The sequence below is a fragment of the Actinokineospora auranticolor genome (assembly GCF_041897805.1).
In the GTDB taxonomy this organism is placed as follows: Bacteria; Actinomycetota; Actinomycetes; order Mycobacteriales; family Pseudonocardiaceae; genus Actinokineospora; species Actinokineospora auranticolor.
On the sequence record NZ_CP154825.1, the window covers coordinates 6,792,661 to 6,808,070 of the forward strand.

The following is a 15,410-nucleotide window of genomic DNA, read 5'->3' on the forward strand; positions in this document are numbered from 1 at the left end:
CGCCGACCCGGTCCCGATGGCCGACCCGCTTGTCCACAACAGCCTGAGCGGCAGACCTGGTGCCATCACCCGGCCCACCTCCGCAGCCCACCCCACAACCGCGGACGCGTACGACCAAGCCGACCGGTCCCCAGGTGTCGGAACGCCACTCCTACCGACCGCCCAAGGTGAGAACACCGACCCAGCCTGACGCTTCGAACCCAACCACCCCGAAACGCGGGGCGGGCACCCGACGACCGCCGCCAGGTGCGCCGCTGACGCGTTCGGCCACCTCAAACCGCCGAAACGACCCACCACGAGGAGCCCGAACTCCCACTGACAGATCAAGGCGCCAACGCCCCAGCCCGCCCACGAGACGCGGCGACCCGACGATCACCGCCAGGTGCGCCACCGACACGTTCGGCCACCCCAAACCCGGAGCAACCCATCACGACGAGCGGGAACGCCGCCAGCACCGACAGACCAAGGCACTACCACCTCCGAGACGCGAAGCGGAAACCCGACGACCACCGCCGGGTGCACCGCCCACGCGCTCGGCCAACCCGAACGGCAACGACCCGTCACCAGGTGTCGGAACGCCACTCCTGCCGACCGACCATGGCGATGGCGCCGACCCAGTCCACATAGCCGACCTGCTCGTCCACAACGGCCTCGTCCGCCGCCGCGGCGGGCGCGTTCCCCTCACCGACCCACTCGCCCAGATCGATGTCGAACCGCTCCACCCCGTCGAGCCAACCAGTCCGCCCAAGCGCAGAGGACCAGTCGTGCCCATCGAGTTCCGTCTCGCCGAACCGCTCGAATCCGCCCATGACTTCGGCACCGCCCACCATGTCGTCTACACCGACCCCGCAGCCAGGGCGCTAAGCCCAACCCGCAACGCGCTCACCACCGAACCGGGCGCCCCACCCGGGCCGTCGCACCGCTCCACGCGCGACACCGGTATCCGCGGACCCCGTGCCACACCCGGGGCCCCACACCGAGGTCCCGTACTGCCGTCGACATCGCCGCAACCGGCACCGTTGTTTCCTCGGTACCGCGGGCGTCCACCGGGGAGCCCCGGCCGCCCGCCGGGGTCCACTTCAGCCATTGAGCGCTCGACCAGCGGTCGACCGCCGGACGGGACCGGCCGGAGCCGGCCCCGTCCGAGGTGGTCAGCCGTGTTTGAACACGACGGTGGTCACCATCCACGGCGTGCTCGTCGCGCTGTTGACCGTCGCGTTCGGGCGGGCGCCGAGGACGGCGGGCTGGTCCTCGATCAGCATCTCCATGTCCCCGGCGGGCGAGGAGTTGAGCCGCTGGGTGAAGCCCGCGCCCGGTGTCAGGTTCCGGCTGAAACCGGAGTCCAGGTAGAACCCGACCGCCAGCTGGTCCCCGTCCGTGGTCGCCGCGGTCTGCCCGGAGGAGGCCACGGCCGTGGTGCCGGTCGCCGACTTGATCTGGTCGACCGCGCCCGTGCCCGCGGCCAGGGACAGGCCGGAGTACTCGACGACCCCGACGCCGATGTCCGCCGTGCCCGAGGCCGAGGCGGTCACGGTCAGCGGCGCGCCACCGCCCGCGGTGATCGGCGCGGTCCAGACGCTCTGCTCGGTGTTGTCCGTGCCGACCGTGCTCGACAGCTTCGTGTAGACGTTGCCCGCCGAGTCGCGGACGCCGGTGGCCCGGGAGCCCACGGTGTTCCAGATGCCGACCTGCACGACCATCCGGTCGCCGACCTGCACCGCCGACGGCGTGGTCACCGCGCGTTCGGCGCCGGGTCCACGCGCGGTGGCCTTCTGCACGAACCCGGGTGTCGGGGTCGCGGTCGGGGTCACCGGGTTGGACGCCAGCGAGGGGGCGCTGGTGCCGATGGCGTTGGTCGCGGTCACCCGGAACGTGTAGGTGGTCCCGTTCGCGAGCCCGGTGACCTGGGCGGACGTCCCGGTCACGGCGACCGGGGTCTGCGCGGCCTCCCCGATGTACGGGGTGACGGTGTAGCCGGTGATGGCGTTGCCGCCGTCGCCGGGGGCCGACCAGCTCACCGTCGCCGAGCCGTTGCCCGCCACCGCGGCGACCGCGGACGGGGCGGACGGTGCGGTGATCGACGGCAGGATCCGCACGGTCTTGGCCACCGACGGCACACCGGCGTCGTTGACCAGGAACAGCATGTAGTCACCGGGTGGGGCGAGGTTGGCGCCCGCGGGCGTCTGGATGTCGAGCTTGCCCACGCCCTTGGTGTACGAGAGCGGCACGAACCGCTGGTCCATGTCGCTCTGGTGGGTGTTCGCGCCCACCGACACCAGGTTGACCGCGCTGATCGACGCGGCGTCCGGGGTGCTCACCGAGATCGTCTGGCCGTACGCCGTGGACGGCGGGGCGGCGGTGATCGTCGGCCGGGCCCCGTTGAACAGGTAGGGCGGCGAGTAGATCTGGGCGGAGAACTGGCCGGGCACGGTGGCGCTGATGTGGTGCCCGCCGCCCGCGACCAGCACGCGACCGTCCGCCATCAGCAGCGCGGTCTGGTGGTACTGCCGGGGCACCGCCATGGACGCCGCGGTGGTCCACTTCTCGGTGGCCGGGTCCCAGAGCTCGGCGGCGAGGATGTTGGTGTTGAGCTTGCTCTGGTCGCTCGACGGCGAACCGCCGACCGCCAGCACCTTGCCGTCGGCGAGGGTCGTGAGGGTGTGGAAGTCCCGCGCGGTGTTCATCGGCGAGGTCTGCCGCCAGGCGGCGGTGGGCGCGGTGAGGTCGATGACCGGTGAGGTCGATGACCGAGGTGTTGGCCATCGCCGGGGCGCCGTCGGACACGGTGCTCGACCCTCCGCTGTAGAGGATCTTGCCGGGCCGGTACATGGTGGACGATCCGTTGACCACGCCGCTGGCGCCGACCGGGGTCCAGGTCTGGTTGTTCACGTCGAGCCAGAACGACACGTCCTCGGACGGGCCCATGGTGAAGACCTTGCCGTTGGGCGCGAGGTAGGCGAACGGGTACTCGACCTCGTGGATCTGCGAGGTGTTGACGTTGGACAGCACCGTCCACGTGTTGTTGCCCGGGTCGTAGACCTCGGGGTGCTCGGCCCAGGTGTAGGCGTCGGCGGTGTTGCCGCTGATGGTCACGTACCGGCCGTCGGGCAGCTCGGTGACGCTCGGGTACCAGCGCGGGTAGTGCATGTCCGCGACGCGGCTCCACGAGTTGGTGGCCGGGTCGAAGATCGTGGTGTCCTTGATGCCCAGTTCACCGGTGGAGACCACGCCGTAGCCGCCGACGACGAGCACGCGGCCGTCGGGCAGGTGGGCGTTGGCGGCGCAGAAGATGCTGTCCGGCGCCATGATCGTGGTGAAGGTGTTGGCGGCCGGGTCCCACAGGTAGGTCGGCTCGGGCTGGTGCCAGCCGTCCCACAGGATGTACTTGCCGTTGTTGAGGGCGACCATGTGCACCGCGACGAACGGCCAGTCCATCGGTGCCGACCACTGGCCCTGCGGCGACGCCGTCGGGGTGACCGCGTTGGACGGTGCCGACGCCGGGCCGGTGCCGACGTTGTTGGTGGCGGACACGGTGAAGGTGTACGAGGTGCCGTTGGTCAGGTTGGGGACCTGCAGCGTCGTGGCGGAGCCGCTGAGCACGATCGGCGTCTGCGCGGCCGCCCCGGCGAACGGGGTGATCGTGTAGGACACGATCGGGCTGCCGCCGTTGGGCGGGGCGTTCCAGTTCAGCGTGGCGGTCCCGTTGCCCGCCTGCGCGACGACGGAGGTCGGCGCGCCCGGCGCGGTCGGTCCACCGCCGCCGCCGGTGCCGTCGGCTCCCTTGAAGACCACGGTCGCCATCAGCCACGGCACGCCCGCGCCCGTGGTGACCCCGGCGCTGGGCTGCTCGCCGATGCCGACGGGCCGGTCCTCGAGCACGAACTCCATGTCGGAGGCGGGCGAGACGTTGACCCGCTCGGTGAAGCCGCTGCCCGCGGTCAGGGTCTTGCCGAAGCCGGAGTCCACGTAGAACCCGAGCGCGAGCCCGCCCGCCGCGGTCGTCGGCGGGGTCGGCCCGGAGGTGACCACGCCCGCGACGGTGCTGGTGCCGGTGGCCTGCGCCTTCTGGTCGACCACGGTGGCGTCGGCGGCCGCGGCGAGCCCCGAGTACTCGGCGACGGCGATGCCGATGTCGGCCTTGGCGGTCGGGGTGACCGTGATGGCGGGCTTGGTGCCGCCGCCGTTGACGACGGGCGCGCTCCACACGCTCAGCTCGGTGCCGTCCGGGGCGGTGACCGCGGTGAGCTTGGTGTAGGTGTTGTTGGCCGCGTCCTTGACGGTCTTCGCCGTCGCGTTGCCGCTGCTCCACACCCCCACCTGCACGACGATCCGGTTGCCCGCGACCACCGCGTTGGGCAGGGTCACCGCCTTGCTGGTGGCTATCGCGCGGGCGCTGGCCTTCTGCACGAAGGCAGGCGCCGCGGCCACGGCGATCCCGGGTAGTCCCAGCGTGAGCATGACCAGCGCGACCACCGCGCTGATCGCCACACGCCCCCGGCGGGCGCGAAGGAGTCTCATCAACCGTCCTCGATGAAAAGGGTCCTGGGCCGACCACGCCGGCGACGCTTACATCGCTGCGCCGCACCACGCGTTTCGCTTTTTCCGGACGCCCTAATCCATCCCACCGAACGGCGCAGAGCAACAAACTTCCCTATTGGAAAGCGAATTCTTCACTGGGTCAATTATTCGGTGACCGAAATAGGTCCACAGTGGAGCAAACCGGACACGCGCCACGTCCGAGGCGTACCGGCCGCACCCGCGCGGTCACCCACCGCAGGAAAGGTAGGGAATCAAGTTGCGCGTACCAACCACACAATCCGCCACGCGGTGCCGCGTTTCACGCGACCGCTCCAGGCCGCGCGCGGACGCTCCACCGCGCGGGTCAACGACCCTGGTTGAGCCCGCCGTGCACGTGGCCGACCTGGATGGTGGTCCCGTGGTGGGTCCCGCCGCTGATCTCGTTGTGCACGGGCCGGTACCGCTCCCCGGCGTCCACCGGCACCTGCCCGGCGGGGGCCTCCGCCGCGGGCGCGCCACCGGCGAGCCCGTTGTCGAGCAACTCGCCGGAGAGCACCGGGACGTGCAGGTACGCCCTGGTGTCGAGTTCCTTGTTGTGCGTGTCGACCGGCCGGGCGTCCACCTTGGCGTAGCCCTCGGCCACGACGTCGGCGTACACCCGCTCCGAGAGCAGGACGGCCAGGAAGGTCAGGTCCCGGTCCGACCTGGCCAGCGCCCCGCGCAGCACGTCGGTGTCCAGCAGCCGGTACGCGTTGACCAGCGTGCGGCCCCCGGAACGCAGCAGCGGTCCCACGTGCAGCACGGCCCGCAGCCGCAACCGCAGTCCCCGGTCCCGCGCGCGCAGCCGGACGTCCTGCTCGGCCAGGATCTCCTGCAGCGCCGCGAACACGCGGTCGACCACGGCGGGCAGGTGGTGGGTGTCGAACGCGACGCCGATCCCGTCGCCGTTCTCGTGCTCCATGAGCCGCCGGTCCCACACGTCGGCCAGGCCCGCCCGCCCGAAGGCGTTCTCGACCACCTGCGGGATCATGAAGGTGAGGTGCTCCTGGTTGACGTCGGTGTTGCGCCCGAACCGCTCGGCGTCGACCACCAGCACCCCGCGATAGGGCGGCAGCTCGGCATCGGGGTCGCTCACGGCAGCACTCCATTCACCTCATGCGCGGACGCCCTCCAACCTAGTGCCCCCGCCCACCCCCATCACTGGACAATTCCTGGTCGTTTTTCGCCCACCCGACCCGTCGGAACCACACGCGCACCCCATGCCTCGCCCGCCCCGGCACACCCCGCCCAATCGTGTACTCCCTCAAGTCCGGTCCCCAGCCGCACCACGCCCCACCCCAATCCGGCCAAGACGCTCCCCTGAATCACACAGGCGAACACACCCCGCCCAGCCGCCAAACACCCTTGTGTCCACAGGCGTCTCCCCGCCTTCAAGACCCGACACGCGGCCAACCACAACCACAGGGTCCGGCCGCGCCCCAAAGATCACTCCACATCCACCCCGCCGCCCCTTTGAGGACGGGTCCCTCTTGTCGCATAGCCAACGGGCACCGGCAATCCGAGCGCCAATGCGACCCGCCGATAACTCATCACTATCCGACGACTCGAAACCACACAGCATTCGCGGCCGGTTTCGGACGCGTCCCGCGCACGCCAGGCCAACCCGAGGTCCGCGTCAGCCCGCCCGCGGCACACGAGCCCACCCCTCGACCGCCCAGACAACTCGCCGGTCCAACCAAAGCAAAGGTCAAGACAGGCTCACTACCCACCGTCACCCGACTCGACCACGCCGACGCCCATCCCGCCGAGCCGCGAACCCCGCGAGCGACCACCCGGTCCGCACCCCGGGCACCCCGGCTCCGCCAACCGCACCCCGTCGACCGCGAATTCCCAGATCTCCACCCGGACGCCACCGCCCGCCAACCGGTCATTTACCCGGTGAACTGGGCGATCTCCTCCTCGGTGTCGGATTCGTCCCGCCGTCGAGGACCCACCACCCGCCCGGTCAACTGGTGATTTCCAAGAGTGACATTGGTCTAGACCTACCCCAATCCACCCGCTAGATTCGGGTTGTGGTCTAGACCACACTCGGCACACCCTGCATCCATCCTGGAGCCGATGCCATGAGACGCACCCTTCGTCGCTTGTCCACCGCGGCGGTCGGCCTAGCACTGGCCACCTCCGCCTTGATCGCACTGAACCCATCAGCCTCGGCGGCGGGCGCTCTCCGCGCGACGCTCACCATGAACGGCAACATCGGTGAGTACACCGTCACCAACTCCGGCAGCGCGGCCGTCACCGGCTGGGCCGTCACGTTCGAGCTGCCCGCGGGCGTCACCGCCTCGGCCAACGCGAACTCGAAGGTCAGCCAGACCGGCACCCGGGTCACGCTGAGCCCGGAGTACTACATCAACACCCTGCAGCCGGGTCGCTCGACGTACCCGTACAACCCGTCGTTCCGGCTCAGCGCCGCCGCGACCCCGGCCAAGTGCCGGGTCGACAACGGCAACTGCGACGGCTCGCCCGACACCCCGCCCGGCGCCCCCGGCAACGTGCGGGCGACGGTGAAGACCACCAAGACCATCACCCTCGCGTGGGACGCCGCGTCGATGGGTTCGCTGCCCATCGCCAACTACGACGTCTACCAGGGCAGCACGCTGGTCAAGACCGTGGTCGACCCGACGATCAGCGTCAACGGCCTGACCCCGGCCACGGCCTACACCTTCACGGTCAAGGCCAAGGACACCAACGGCCTCGCCGGTCCCGCCAGCGCCCCGCTGACGGTGACCACGAACAACCCGGCCGACGACACCCAGGCACCCACCGTGCCGGGTGGTCTGCGCACCACCGCGGTCGACGCGGGCAGCGTCAGCCTCGCGTGGAACGCCTCGACCGACAACACCGGTGTCGTGGCCTACGACGTGTACCGCGACGGCCAGGAAGTCCAGACCGTCACGACCACCACGGCGAAGGTCACCGGCCTGGCCCCGTCCAAGGCCTACAGCTTCACCGTCCGGGCCCGCGACGGCTACGACAACGCCTCCGCGCAGAGCGGCGCCGTCTCGGCGACGACCAAGGACATCGTCGACGGCTACGCCCGCGTCGGCTACTTCGTCCAGTGGGGCATCTACGGCCGCCAGTACTTCGTCAAGAACCTGGTGACCACCGGCGCCGCGGCGAAGCTGACGCACCTGCTCTACGCGTTCGGCAACATCGACCCGACCAACCTGACCTGCCTCACCGGTGTTACGAAGAGCACCACGAGCAACCCCCAGGACCCCAGCCAGGGTGACGGTTCGGGTGACGCCGAGGCGGACTACTCGCGTCCGTTCGCCGCGGGCCAGTCGGTCGACGGCGTCGGCGACACCGGCTGGGAGACGCTGCGCGGCAACTTCAACCAGCTCAAGAAGCTCAAGGCGAAGTACCCGAACCTGAAGGTGCTGATCTCGCTGGGTGGCTGGACGTACTCGAAGTACTTCTCCGACGTGGCGGCCACCGACGCCTCCCGCAAGAAGTTCGTGTCGTCCTGCATCGACACCTACATCGACGGCAACATCAAGGCCTACGGCGGCGCGGGTGGCCCCGGCACCGCGGCGGGCATCTTCGACGGCATCGACATCGACTGGGAGTGGCCGGGCAGCGGTGACGGCCACCCGGGCAACCACTGGTCGGTCAACGACAAGGACAACCTGACCCTGCTGCTCAAGGAGTTCCGCGAGCAGCTGGACGCGAAGTCCAAGACGACCGGCAAGCGCTACGAGATCCAGGCGTTCACCCCGGCCGACCCGGCCAAGGTGGCGCAGGGCTGGGACGTGCCGAAGATCTTCGACTACCTCGACGTGGCGAACGTCCAGGGCTACGACTTCCACGGCTCGGGCAGCGACAACTCGTGGGAGCCCAACCGCACCGGCCACCAGGGCAACCTGTACCCGGACGCGGACGACCCGTACGACCACAAGTTCAGCGTCGTGGACGCGATCAAGGCGTACACCGACAAGGGCGCCAACCCAAGAAAGCTGACATTGGGTCTAGCGTTCTACGGCCGAGGTTGGCAGGGCGTGCCCGACAACGGCAAGAAGGGTGAATGGCAGTCGGCGACCGGCGCGGCACCGGGCCAGTTCGCCGAGGAAGCGGGCACCCGCGGGTACTCCAACCTGCTGGCCAGCGTCCCGAACTGCACCATCTACCACGACACAGCGGCCGTCGCGACCGCCTGCCACACCGGCGGCACCAACGGCCAGTTCTGGACCTTCGACGACGCCTGGTCGATCCAGCAGAAGATCGCCTGGCTCAAACAACAACGCCTACTGGGCGTCATGGCCTGGGAGATGTCGGGCGACCCCGGCACCCTCATGACGGCCGTCGACACCAGCCTCAAGTAGGCCGATGACCCGAGTGGCTCCCCCGTCGTCCCACGGGGGAGCCACTCGCGTTCTCACCCCACGAACCGGTTCTGCCGGTGCCAGACGAAGTACTTCTCGTTCCGAGGCCGATAGACAACACACCGGCGACCCCTCAGCTCGTGGAGGCTGTCCTGCAGCCGCCCCTCGGCCACCTCCGCGACCACCACCGTCCCCTCGGGCCCGACCGCCACGAGACCGCGGTCGAAAAGCCGGTCGCACCCGAGCGCGCAAAACAGCACGGAGAGGTTCCCGAGCTCCCCGAGCTCGTCCTCCTCGCACTCCGCCCGCGGCTTGATGAACGCGGGCATCAGCATGGATCCGGGCAGGAGCTCCCCGCAGAGCCCGCACCGCCCCGAGTCCGCGCCTTGGAGCAACAGCCCCCGCAGGTCCGCCTCCCCGACCCGTCGCCCCACCTCGGCGGCCCGGTCGAACGCCGAATACTCCCGCAGCCGACGCATCCACCCGAAAACCCCGCCGCGCAAGACCACCTCGACCACGGGATCCCGCTCCACCACCACATTGGGCAGCATCCCCAGCAACGTCCCCACGAACGAACTGCGGTGCCCCAACACCGCGGGCGTGACCCGGACCCGCCCCCGACTCCACAACAGGTCAAGCCCCCGCTGCACATCCGCCAACGGCACCGGCCTCCCCTCCGGCGACCGCTCCGTCCCCACCCAAACCTGCCGAGCGGTCATCCGAACAATCCTGTTCCGCCGCCCACCCGGCGTCTCGAAGGACTCCCCGACCAGCGGCCCGATCACTTCTCGGGCATCGGGCCCCACGGCGTCCACGGGCGTTGATAAGTCGTCATCCGGGCTCGAGGTCACCCGCCAGTGGTACACCATTGCGGGGGTGGCAACAGGGGCGACATTCAGGGCACGGCCGCACGACCACCGGTTCGTCCCACCTTGCCGACCTCGCCTTGAAGGCCGTGCATCAGCACGTGCATCAACGCTTTTCGAAAGTGTCGTCTTTCGACACATCACCCGGGTCGGCCAACGGCGGGCCCTACCCAGGTGGTTGAACCAACAAGCGAGGCAACGGATGTCCGGCCCACGTCGCACGGGTTACTCCTCACGGCGGATTGGTATGGCGCGGGCGGTCCGGGCGCGTCTACGGGTGTCGACGATGATCGTTACCAAGCGCGAAGATGCTCGTTGGCAGTACGTCATTCCTTGCGAGGCATGCGCTGTGGGTCACTTCCTGCGGGCTGACATATACGGACAGTAAATGGGAAGACCTGGGGTGCCGCTACTGATGGGTGACGTGGCACCATCTGCGCACGCGCGCGGGGACCGGAAGGACGCACCCATGAACAACCGGACCGAACAGATGGACGACCTCCAGTTGGTCGCCCTGCCGACCGCTGTCGGGTGTACCGAGATGTTCGTCCGCTTCGCGTTGACCGAGTGGAAGCTGCGGCCGATGCGGGACGAGGCGGCGCTGGCGGGCAGGCGGCTGGCCGAGGCCGTGGTGGGCGCGGCCGACCAGGCAAACCCCGGCATGCTCACCGCCCGCGTCCGGCTCACCGGCGGCGACCTGGTCATCGAACTGGAGACGCCGCGCGTCGTGCGGGTCCCGGCCGTCCCGGACGGCCCACGGGTGGGTGTAACCGAACTGGGCCACGGCCGTTACCTCCTGTGGGCGAGCCTGGCCCTGCCCGGCGGCATGAACGCGTCGTCGGTCCCCCTGCCGCGCAGGCAGCGCAGGCCCTCCCCGGCCGCAGCGATCGAGGCCGCCCGCGAGCCGCTCAAGGACAACACCGACGAGGTCATGCAGCGGATCCTGTTCGGGCTCTCCGGCTCGCAGGACCGCCACCGCCGCTAAATCCACTGTGGACACCTGACGCGCGGCGGGTCGCGCGGGTGCCGGTCCCCCTGGCCCGCCGCCGATCGGAGTCGAGGATGCGTCCATCGGAGGCCCCCACGCTGGAGGAGGTCGCACGGGTCGCCGGGGTGTCGCGGTCGACCGTGTCCCGGGTCATCAACAACCTGCCCGGGGTCAGCAAGCGCGCGAAGGTCGCGGTGGACCAGGCCATCACCGAGCTGCGCTACGTGCCCAACCAGGCCGCGCGCAACCTGGTCACCCGCCGCACCAACTCGATCGCGCTCGTGGTGTCCGAGCACGGCGACCGCGTGTTCAGCGACCCGTTCTTCGCCAAGATCCTGCGCGGCGTGTACGCGGGCATGGCCGACAGCCGCAGGCAGCTGGTCCTGCTGATGGACCAGACCCGCGACGACAGCACCCTCGCCGACTACCTGTGCGGCGGGCACGTCGACGGCGCCATCGTGGTGAGCCTGCACGGCCGCGACCCGCTCCCCGCGCGCCTGGTGTCCGCGGGCCTGCCCGCCGTGCTGGTCGGCAGGCCGCTGGCCGACGTCGAGGTTCCGTACGTCGACTCCGATAACCTCGCGGGTTCCCTCGCCGCCGCCCGGCACCTGGTGGGCCTGGGCCGCCGCCGGATCGCGTCCATCGCGGGACCGGCGGACATGGCCGTCGGCATCGACCGCCTCGCGGGCTGGCAGCGCGGCATGGCAGAGGCGGGCAGGCCGGACGACCTCGTCGCGTACTCCGACTTCTCCGTCGACGGCGGCGCCGCGGCGATGGCCGAACTGCTCGAGGAACACCCCGACATCGACGCTGTCTTCGCCGCAGCGGACATAATCGCCGTCGGCGCACTACGCACCCTCTCCGAGCGCGGTAAGCGAGTACCGGAGGATGTGGCCGTCGTCGGCTTCGACGACTCGGTGCTCGCCACTACTACGACACCGAAACTGACCACCGTGCGCCAAGACATCGAAGAACTGGGCCGCACCACCACAGCCCGCCTCTTGGCCCAACTCAGCGCCGAAGCAGACCTCCCTCGCTCGCTCCTGCTCCCCACCCGCCTGGTGGTCCGCGAGTCCGCGTGAACCGGGTGCCCTCCCGGACGTCCGAGAGTGTGTACGAGGACGTGCCCGTGTCCCCGAAGCCCGCCTGAGCCCACCGCTCGACAACAGTCGGTGACGCAGGCAGGTCACGGGACTACCGACCGTCGTCCATACGGGTGATGCTCGGTATCCGAGAAGGGTCTAGCGACCTCTTCTCTCACGATACGGTCACGTTCATAACGCGCACGGGGGGTCAATCCGATGGACCCCGCAGAGGGGCCTCGCGCTCTACGTGACTGCCAGTGACGACACGGAACGACAACGAGAAACCCATCAGGGGGGACGACCGAGATGACCAGTGAGCCCGCTGAACAGACCGAGCTGAGCCACCGCGCCCGCGCCATGCTGCGGGCCGTCGCCGAGGGCCGGGCGCACCTGGCCACCAGCCGCGAGCCGGACCTCTACATCGACGGCGTGCCGTGCTGCGACCAGTTCACCGCGCACCTGCTGACCCACGCCGGCCTGATCACCGCCGACCAGGGCCGCTTCGGCGAGCTGATGCCCGCCACCCTCACCCCGGAAGGCGCCACCGCCATCGGCGCCGTGGCCGTCGCCGCCTGACGACGAGGCACCACGGGCCCGAGCCCGGCCACTCGGGCCCGCGCGGCTGTCCACAGGCATGATCGTCTTCGCCCGGAACTGTCGCCCCTCCCCGGTAAACTTGATTCCGGGGGCCGGAGGCCAGCCACCCCAAACCAGGCGCACGGCCCCAGTGGCCAGCAAGCAGCCCCCAATCCCCCGCCGACTCGGCACCAGCCAGCCGTCGCTCAATCGAGACACCTCGCCCCCCGAGTTGTCCACAGGCATGATCGTCATCTCGCGAGATTGTCGGTGCTCGCCGGTAAAGTTGATTCCGGGGGCCGGAGGCGCAATGCCACTAACTTAAGCGAGGAGCTGCTATTGTTTTCGGGTGGCTCGCGTGGTGCAGGTTCGTGGTGGTGTCGTTGATTCGTCGGCTGTTCGGTTGACCGATCGGATCTCGTTGGGTGTGTTGGCGGAGGTTTTTCCTCGAGATGTGATCGAGGATGTGTTGAACGAGACGGGCCGTCGCGAGTTGCGGTCTCGGTTGCTTCCCGCGCATGTGGTGGTGCGGTTTTGTTTGGGGATGTGCCTGTTTTTCGATGATGATTACGAGGAGGTGATGCGGAAGCTTGTTGGGTCGTTGCGGTCTGTGGGTTCGTGGCGTGGTGAGTGGAATGTTCCCTCGACGGCGGCTATTTCCAAGGCTCGGAAGCGGTTGGGGGTCGAGCCGTTGAGTCTGTTGTTTGAGCGGGTCGCTGTTCCGGTGGCGGGGCGGGGTACCACAGGGGCGTGGTTGGCGTCGCGTCGGTTGATGGCGATGGATGGGTTCTCCGTGGATGTTCCGGATACGCCCGAGAACGCGGCGGAGTTCGGTCGACAGCGTAATCAGTCGGTCGAGTCAGCGTTTCCGCGGGCGTTGATGATCGTGTTGGGCGAGTGTGGTTCCCGCGCGATCGTGGGGGCCGCGATCGCCGGGTGCCTGACCAGCGAGAAAACTCTCGCGAGAGACATCATCGGGTCTGTCGAGCCGGACATGCTGGTGATCGCCGATCGGGGCTTCTACGGTTTCGATCTGTGGAACGAGTTCCGTCGTACTGGCGCTGACCTGCTGTGGAGAGTGAGTTCGGCTGTCACGTTGCCGGTGTTGGAGTGGTTGCCCGACGGTTCGTATCGCTCGATCCTGGTCAGTTCGGCCGTGCGCCGAGGGCGCCGGGATCGGCTGATCGAGAAGGCCCGCCGCGGCGAGGATTGTCGTTCCGAGGATGCGCAACCGGTTCGGGTGGTCGAATATCAGGTTCCCGACCGGGCGGGTGACGGGGCAGCCGAGGTCGTGTGCGTGGTGACGTCGATTCTCGACCCGGCCGAGGCGACCGCCATGGAATTGGCTCTCGCCTACCATGAACGCTGGGAATGCGAGGGTTTGATCGATGAGATGAAGACCCATCAACAAGGATCGGGTAAGACGCTGCGGTCGAGATCGCCCGACATGGTGCGTCAGGAACTGTGGGCGTTCCTGCTCGCACACTATGGCATTCGGCGTTTGATGTGCTCGGCGGCCGACGAGGCCGACGTCGACCCTGATCGACTGTCCTTCATGCGGTCTCTTCGAGTCATCCGACGCCAGGTCCCCGCCGAGGCGGATTTTTCCCCCTGAACGCCAAGCGAGAGCGTTATCGGAGACCCGCGCGGAAATCAACGAGAGACACCTCGCGGCCCGAAGGCACCGAACGTACCCCCGTGTGGCCAAACGTGGACGCCATAAACGCTACCCCACCAAAAAGGGCAAACATCAAGGCGTTCGACATCAGGGTCCGGCCACCATCAGAATCCTCGCACCTAGCCTAAGTTAGTGGCATTGGACTACCGGCGTCCCATCGACACTTTCACCGACACCATATCGGCCGTTATCGCCCTCTACTTCTACGTCGCTGAATAAGCCTCTGTGGACAACTAGCTGTATGAGGCCATGACGTTGGTGACGCCGGTGTGGAGCCGTGTGGCTGGTGGTTGGTTTCCGGCGGCGGTGTGGGGTCGATGGTAGTTGTAGTGCACGTTCCAGACCGTCAGTGCGTCGGTGCGTTGTTGTTCGCTGGTCCAGGCGTGGGCGTAGAGGAATTCCTCGGCCAGGATGCGGTGGTAGCGCTCGACTTTGCCGTTGTGGCGTGGGGTGTAGGGGGTGATGCGCTGGTGGCGGGCGCCGCGCAGGACGGTGGCGAAGTCGTGGGCGCGGTAGCAGGCGCCGTTGTCGGTGACGACGCGGTGGATGTGGGTGATGCCGTGGGCGGCGAAGAACGCCCGGGCGCGGTGGGTGAAGCCGATCGCGGTGACCGCTTTCTCGTCGGGCAGGGCTTCGGTGTAGGCCAGGCGGGAGAAGCCGTCGACCGCGGAGTGCAGGTAGGTGTAACTGCGCCGCCCGCCGGGCTTCCCGGCGGTGGTGTTCTTGGCGCGTTCGACCTGTTTGGCCTGCTCGCTGCCCTTGCCGTGGACCCGCCATCCGCCGCCGTCGGGGATGACGCCGACCTTCTTGACGTCCAGGTGGACCATGTGGCCGGGCCAGCGGGCCACGATCCGTCGCGGCACTCGGTTGTTCTCCCCGATGGGGTCGAGGAACCGGCGGCGGTTGAGGCCGAGGTGGGCCAGGTGCCGGCCGACGGTGCGCACCGACACGGTCGTGCCCTCGGCGGCGAGTTCCAGGGCGATGCGGCGGGCCGACCACTTGCGGTCCCGACGCAACCACTCGATCCGGACCACCACCTCGGCCGGGGCGGCGGTGGGCTGCCGACGCGGAGCGCTGGGGCGGTCGGACAGGCCGGCCTCGCCGAAGCGGCGATACCGGTTGACCCACTTCGAGGCGCACTGCCGCGAGATGCCCATCTCGGCCGCGACATGGGCGATCGGGCGCGTCCTGCAGCGTTGGACCAGACGGTGGCGGCCTTCGACCGACAGCGGGGCGTTACGGTGGAGCACGGACGGGTCTTTCTACTCGGCGGATGTGTTGGTCGCACTTCCATCCTGCCGCCGAAAGACCCGTCCC

The 15,410-nt window shown here is 69.0% G+C and carries 10 protein-coding genes and 1 pseudogene; 5 read left to right on the forward strand and 6 right to left on the reverse strand.

Features of this window, described 5'->3' with window-relative positions:
• Nucleotides 1-560: 560 nt before the first annotated feature.
• The 4 genes and pseudogenes from V5P93_RS29485 to V5P93_RS29500 all read right to left on the reverse strand — a co-directional run bounded on the left by V5P93_RS29485 (nt 561) and on the right by V5P93_RS29500 (nt 5,653).
• Complete coding sequence (locus V5P93_RS29485) at nt 561-809, reverse strand: hypothetical protein (protein ID WP_146108199.1); 249 nt, start codon at nt 807-809, stop codon at nt 561-563.
• Between the two features lie 342 nt (nt 810-1,151).
• On the reverse strand, nt 1,152-2,684 hold the full coding sequence (locus tag V5P93_RS29490) for a galactose oxidase-like domain-containing protein (RefSeq protein ID WP_374065104.1): 1,533 nt from the start codon (nt 2,682-2,684) through the stop codon (nt 1,152-1,154).
• 226 nt (nt 2,685-2,910) lie between these two features.
• A pseudogene (locus V5P93_RS29495) lies at nt 2,911-4,518 on the reverse strand (fibronectin type III domain-containing protein); the annotation flags it as partial.
• 364 nt (nt 4,519-4,882) lie between these two features.
• Nucleotides 4,883-5,653, reverse strand: a complete 771-nt coding sequence (locus tag V5P93_RS29500) for a hypothetical protein (RefSeq protein ID WP_181043680.1) — start codon at nt 5,651-5,653, stop codon at nt 4,883-4,885.
• Nucleotides 5,654-6,761: 1,108 nt separating this feature from the next.
• Between V5P93_RS29500 and V5P93_RS29505 the strand changes: the two genes are divergently transcribed.
• Nucleotides 6,762-8,900 (forward strand): glycosyl hydrolase family 18 protein, encoded by a 2,139-nt coding sequence (locus V5P93_RS29505; protein ID WP_245931529.1) that lies wholly within the window; start codon nt 6,762-6,764, stop codon nt 8,898-8,900.
• Between the two features lie 53 nt (nt 8,901-8,953).
• On the opposite strand, the gene V5P93_RS29510 is transcribed toward V5P93_RS29505, so the two are convergent.
• The gene (locus V5P93_RS29510) at nt 8,954-9,751 is read right to left on the reverse strand and encodes a hypothetical protein (protein WP_146108197.1); all 798 of its coding nucleotides are present in this window, start codon (nt 9,749-9,751) and stop codon (nt 8,954-8,956) included.
• Nucleotides 9,752-10,235: 484 nt separating this feature from the next.
• Between V5P93_RS29510 and V5P93_RS29515 the strand changes: the two genes are divergently transcribed.
• The 4 genes from V5P93_RS29515 (at nt 10,236) to V5P93_RS29530 (ending at nt 14,030) form a co-directional block, all read left to right on the forward strand.
• Nucleotides 10,236-10,751: a histidine kinase gene (locus tag V5P93_RS29515; RefSeq protein WP_104481129.1), complete on the forward strand. Its 516-nt coding sequence runs from the start codon at nt 10,236-10,238 to the stop codon at nt 10,749-10,751.
• 77 nt (nt 10,752-10,828) lie between these two features.
• Entirely contained in the window at nt 10,829-11,836 is a 1,008-nt protein-coding gene (locus V5P93_RS29520; RefSeq protein ID WP_104481128.1) for a LacI family DNA-binding transcriptional regulator, read from the forward strand.
• A gap of 309 nt (nt 11,837-12,145) precedes the next feature.
• Entirely contained in the window at nt 12,146-12,415 is a 270-nt protein-coding gene (locus V5P93_RS29525; RefSeq protein ID WP_181043679.1) for a hypothetical protein, read from the forward strand.
• Between the two features lie 358 nt (nt 12,416-12,773).
• Entirely contained in the window at nt 12,774-14,030 is a 1,257-nt protein-coding gene (locus V5P93_RS29530) for an IS4 family transposase (RefSeq protein ID WP_374066554.1), read from the forward strand.
• 296 nt (nt 14,031-14,326) lie between these two features.
• On the opposite strand, the gene V5P93_RS29535 is transcribed toward V5P93_RS29530, so the two are convergent.
• Entirely contained in the window at nt 14,327-15,343 is a 1,017-nt protein-coding gene (locus V5P93_RS29535; protein WP_374065105.1) for an IS481 family transposase, read from the reverse strand.
• Between the last annotated feature and the right edge of the window lie 67 nt (nt 15,344-15,410).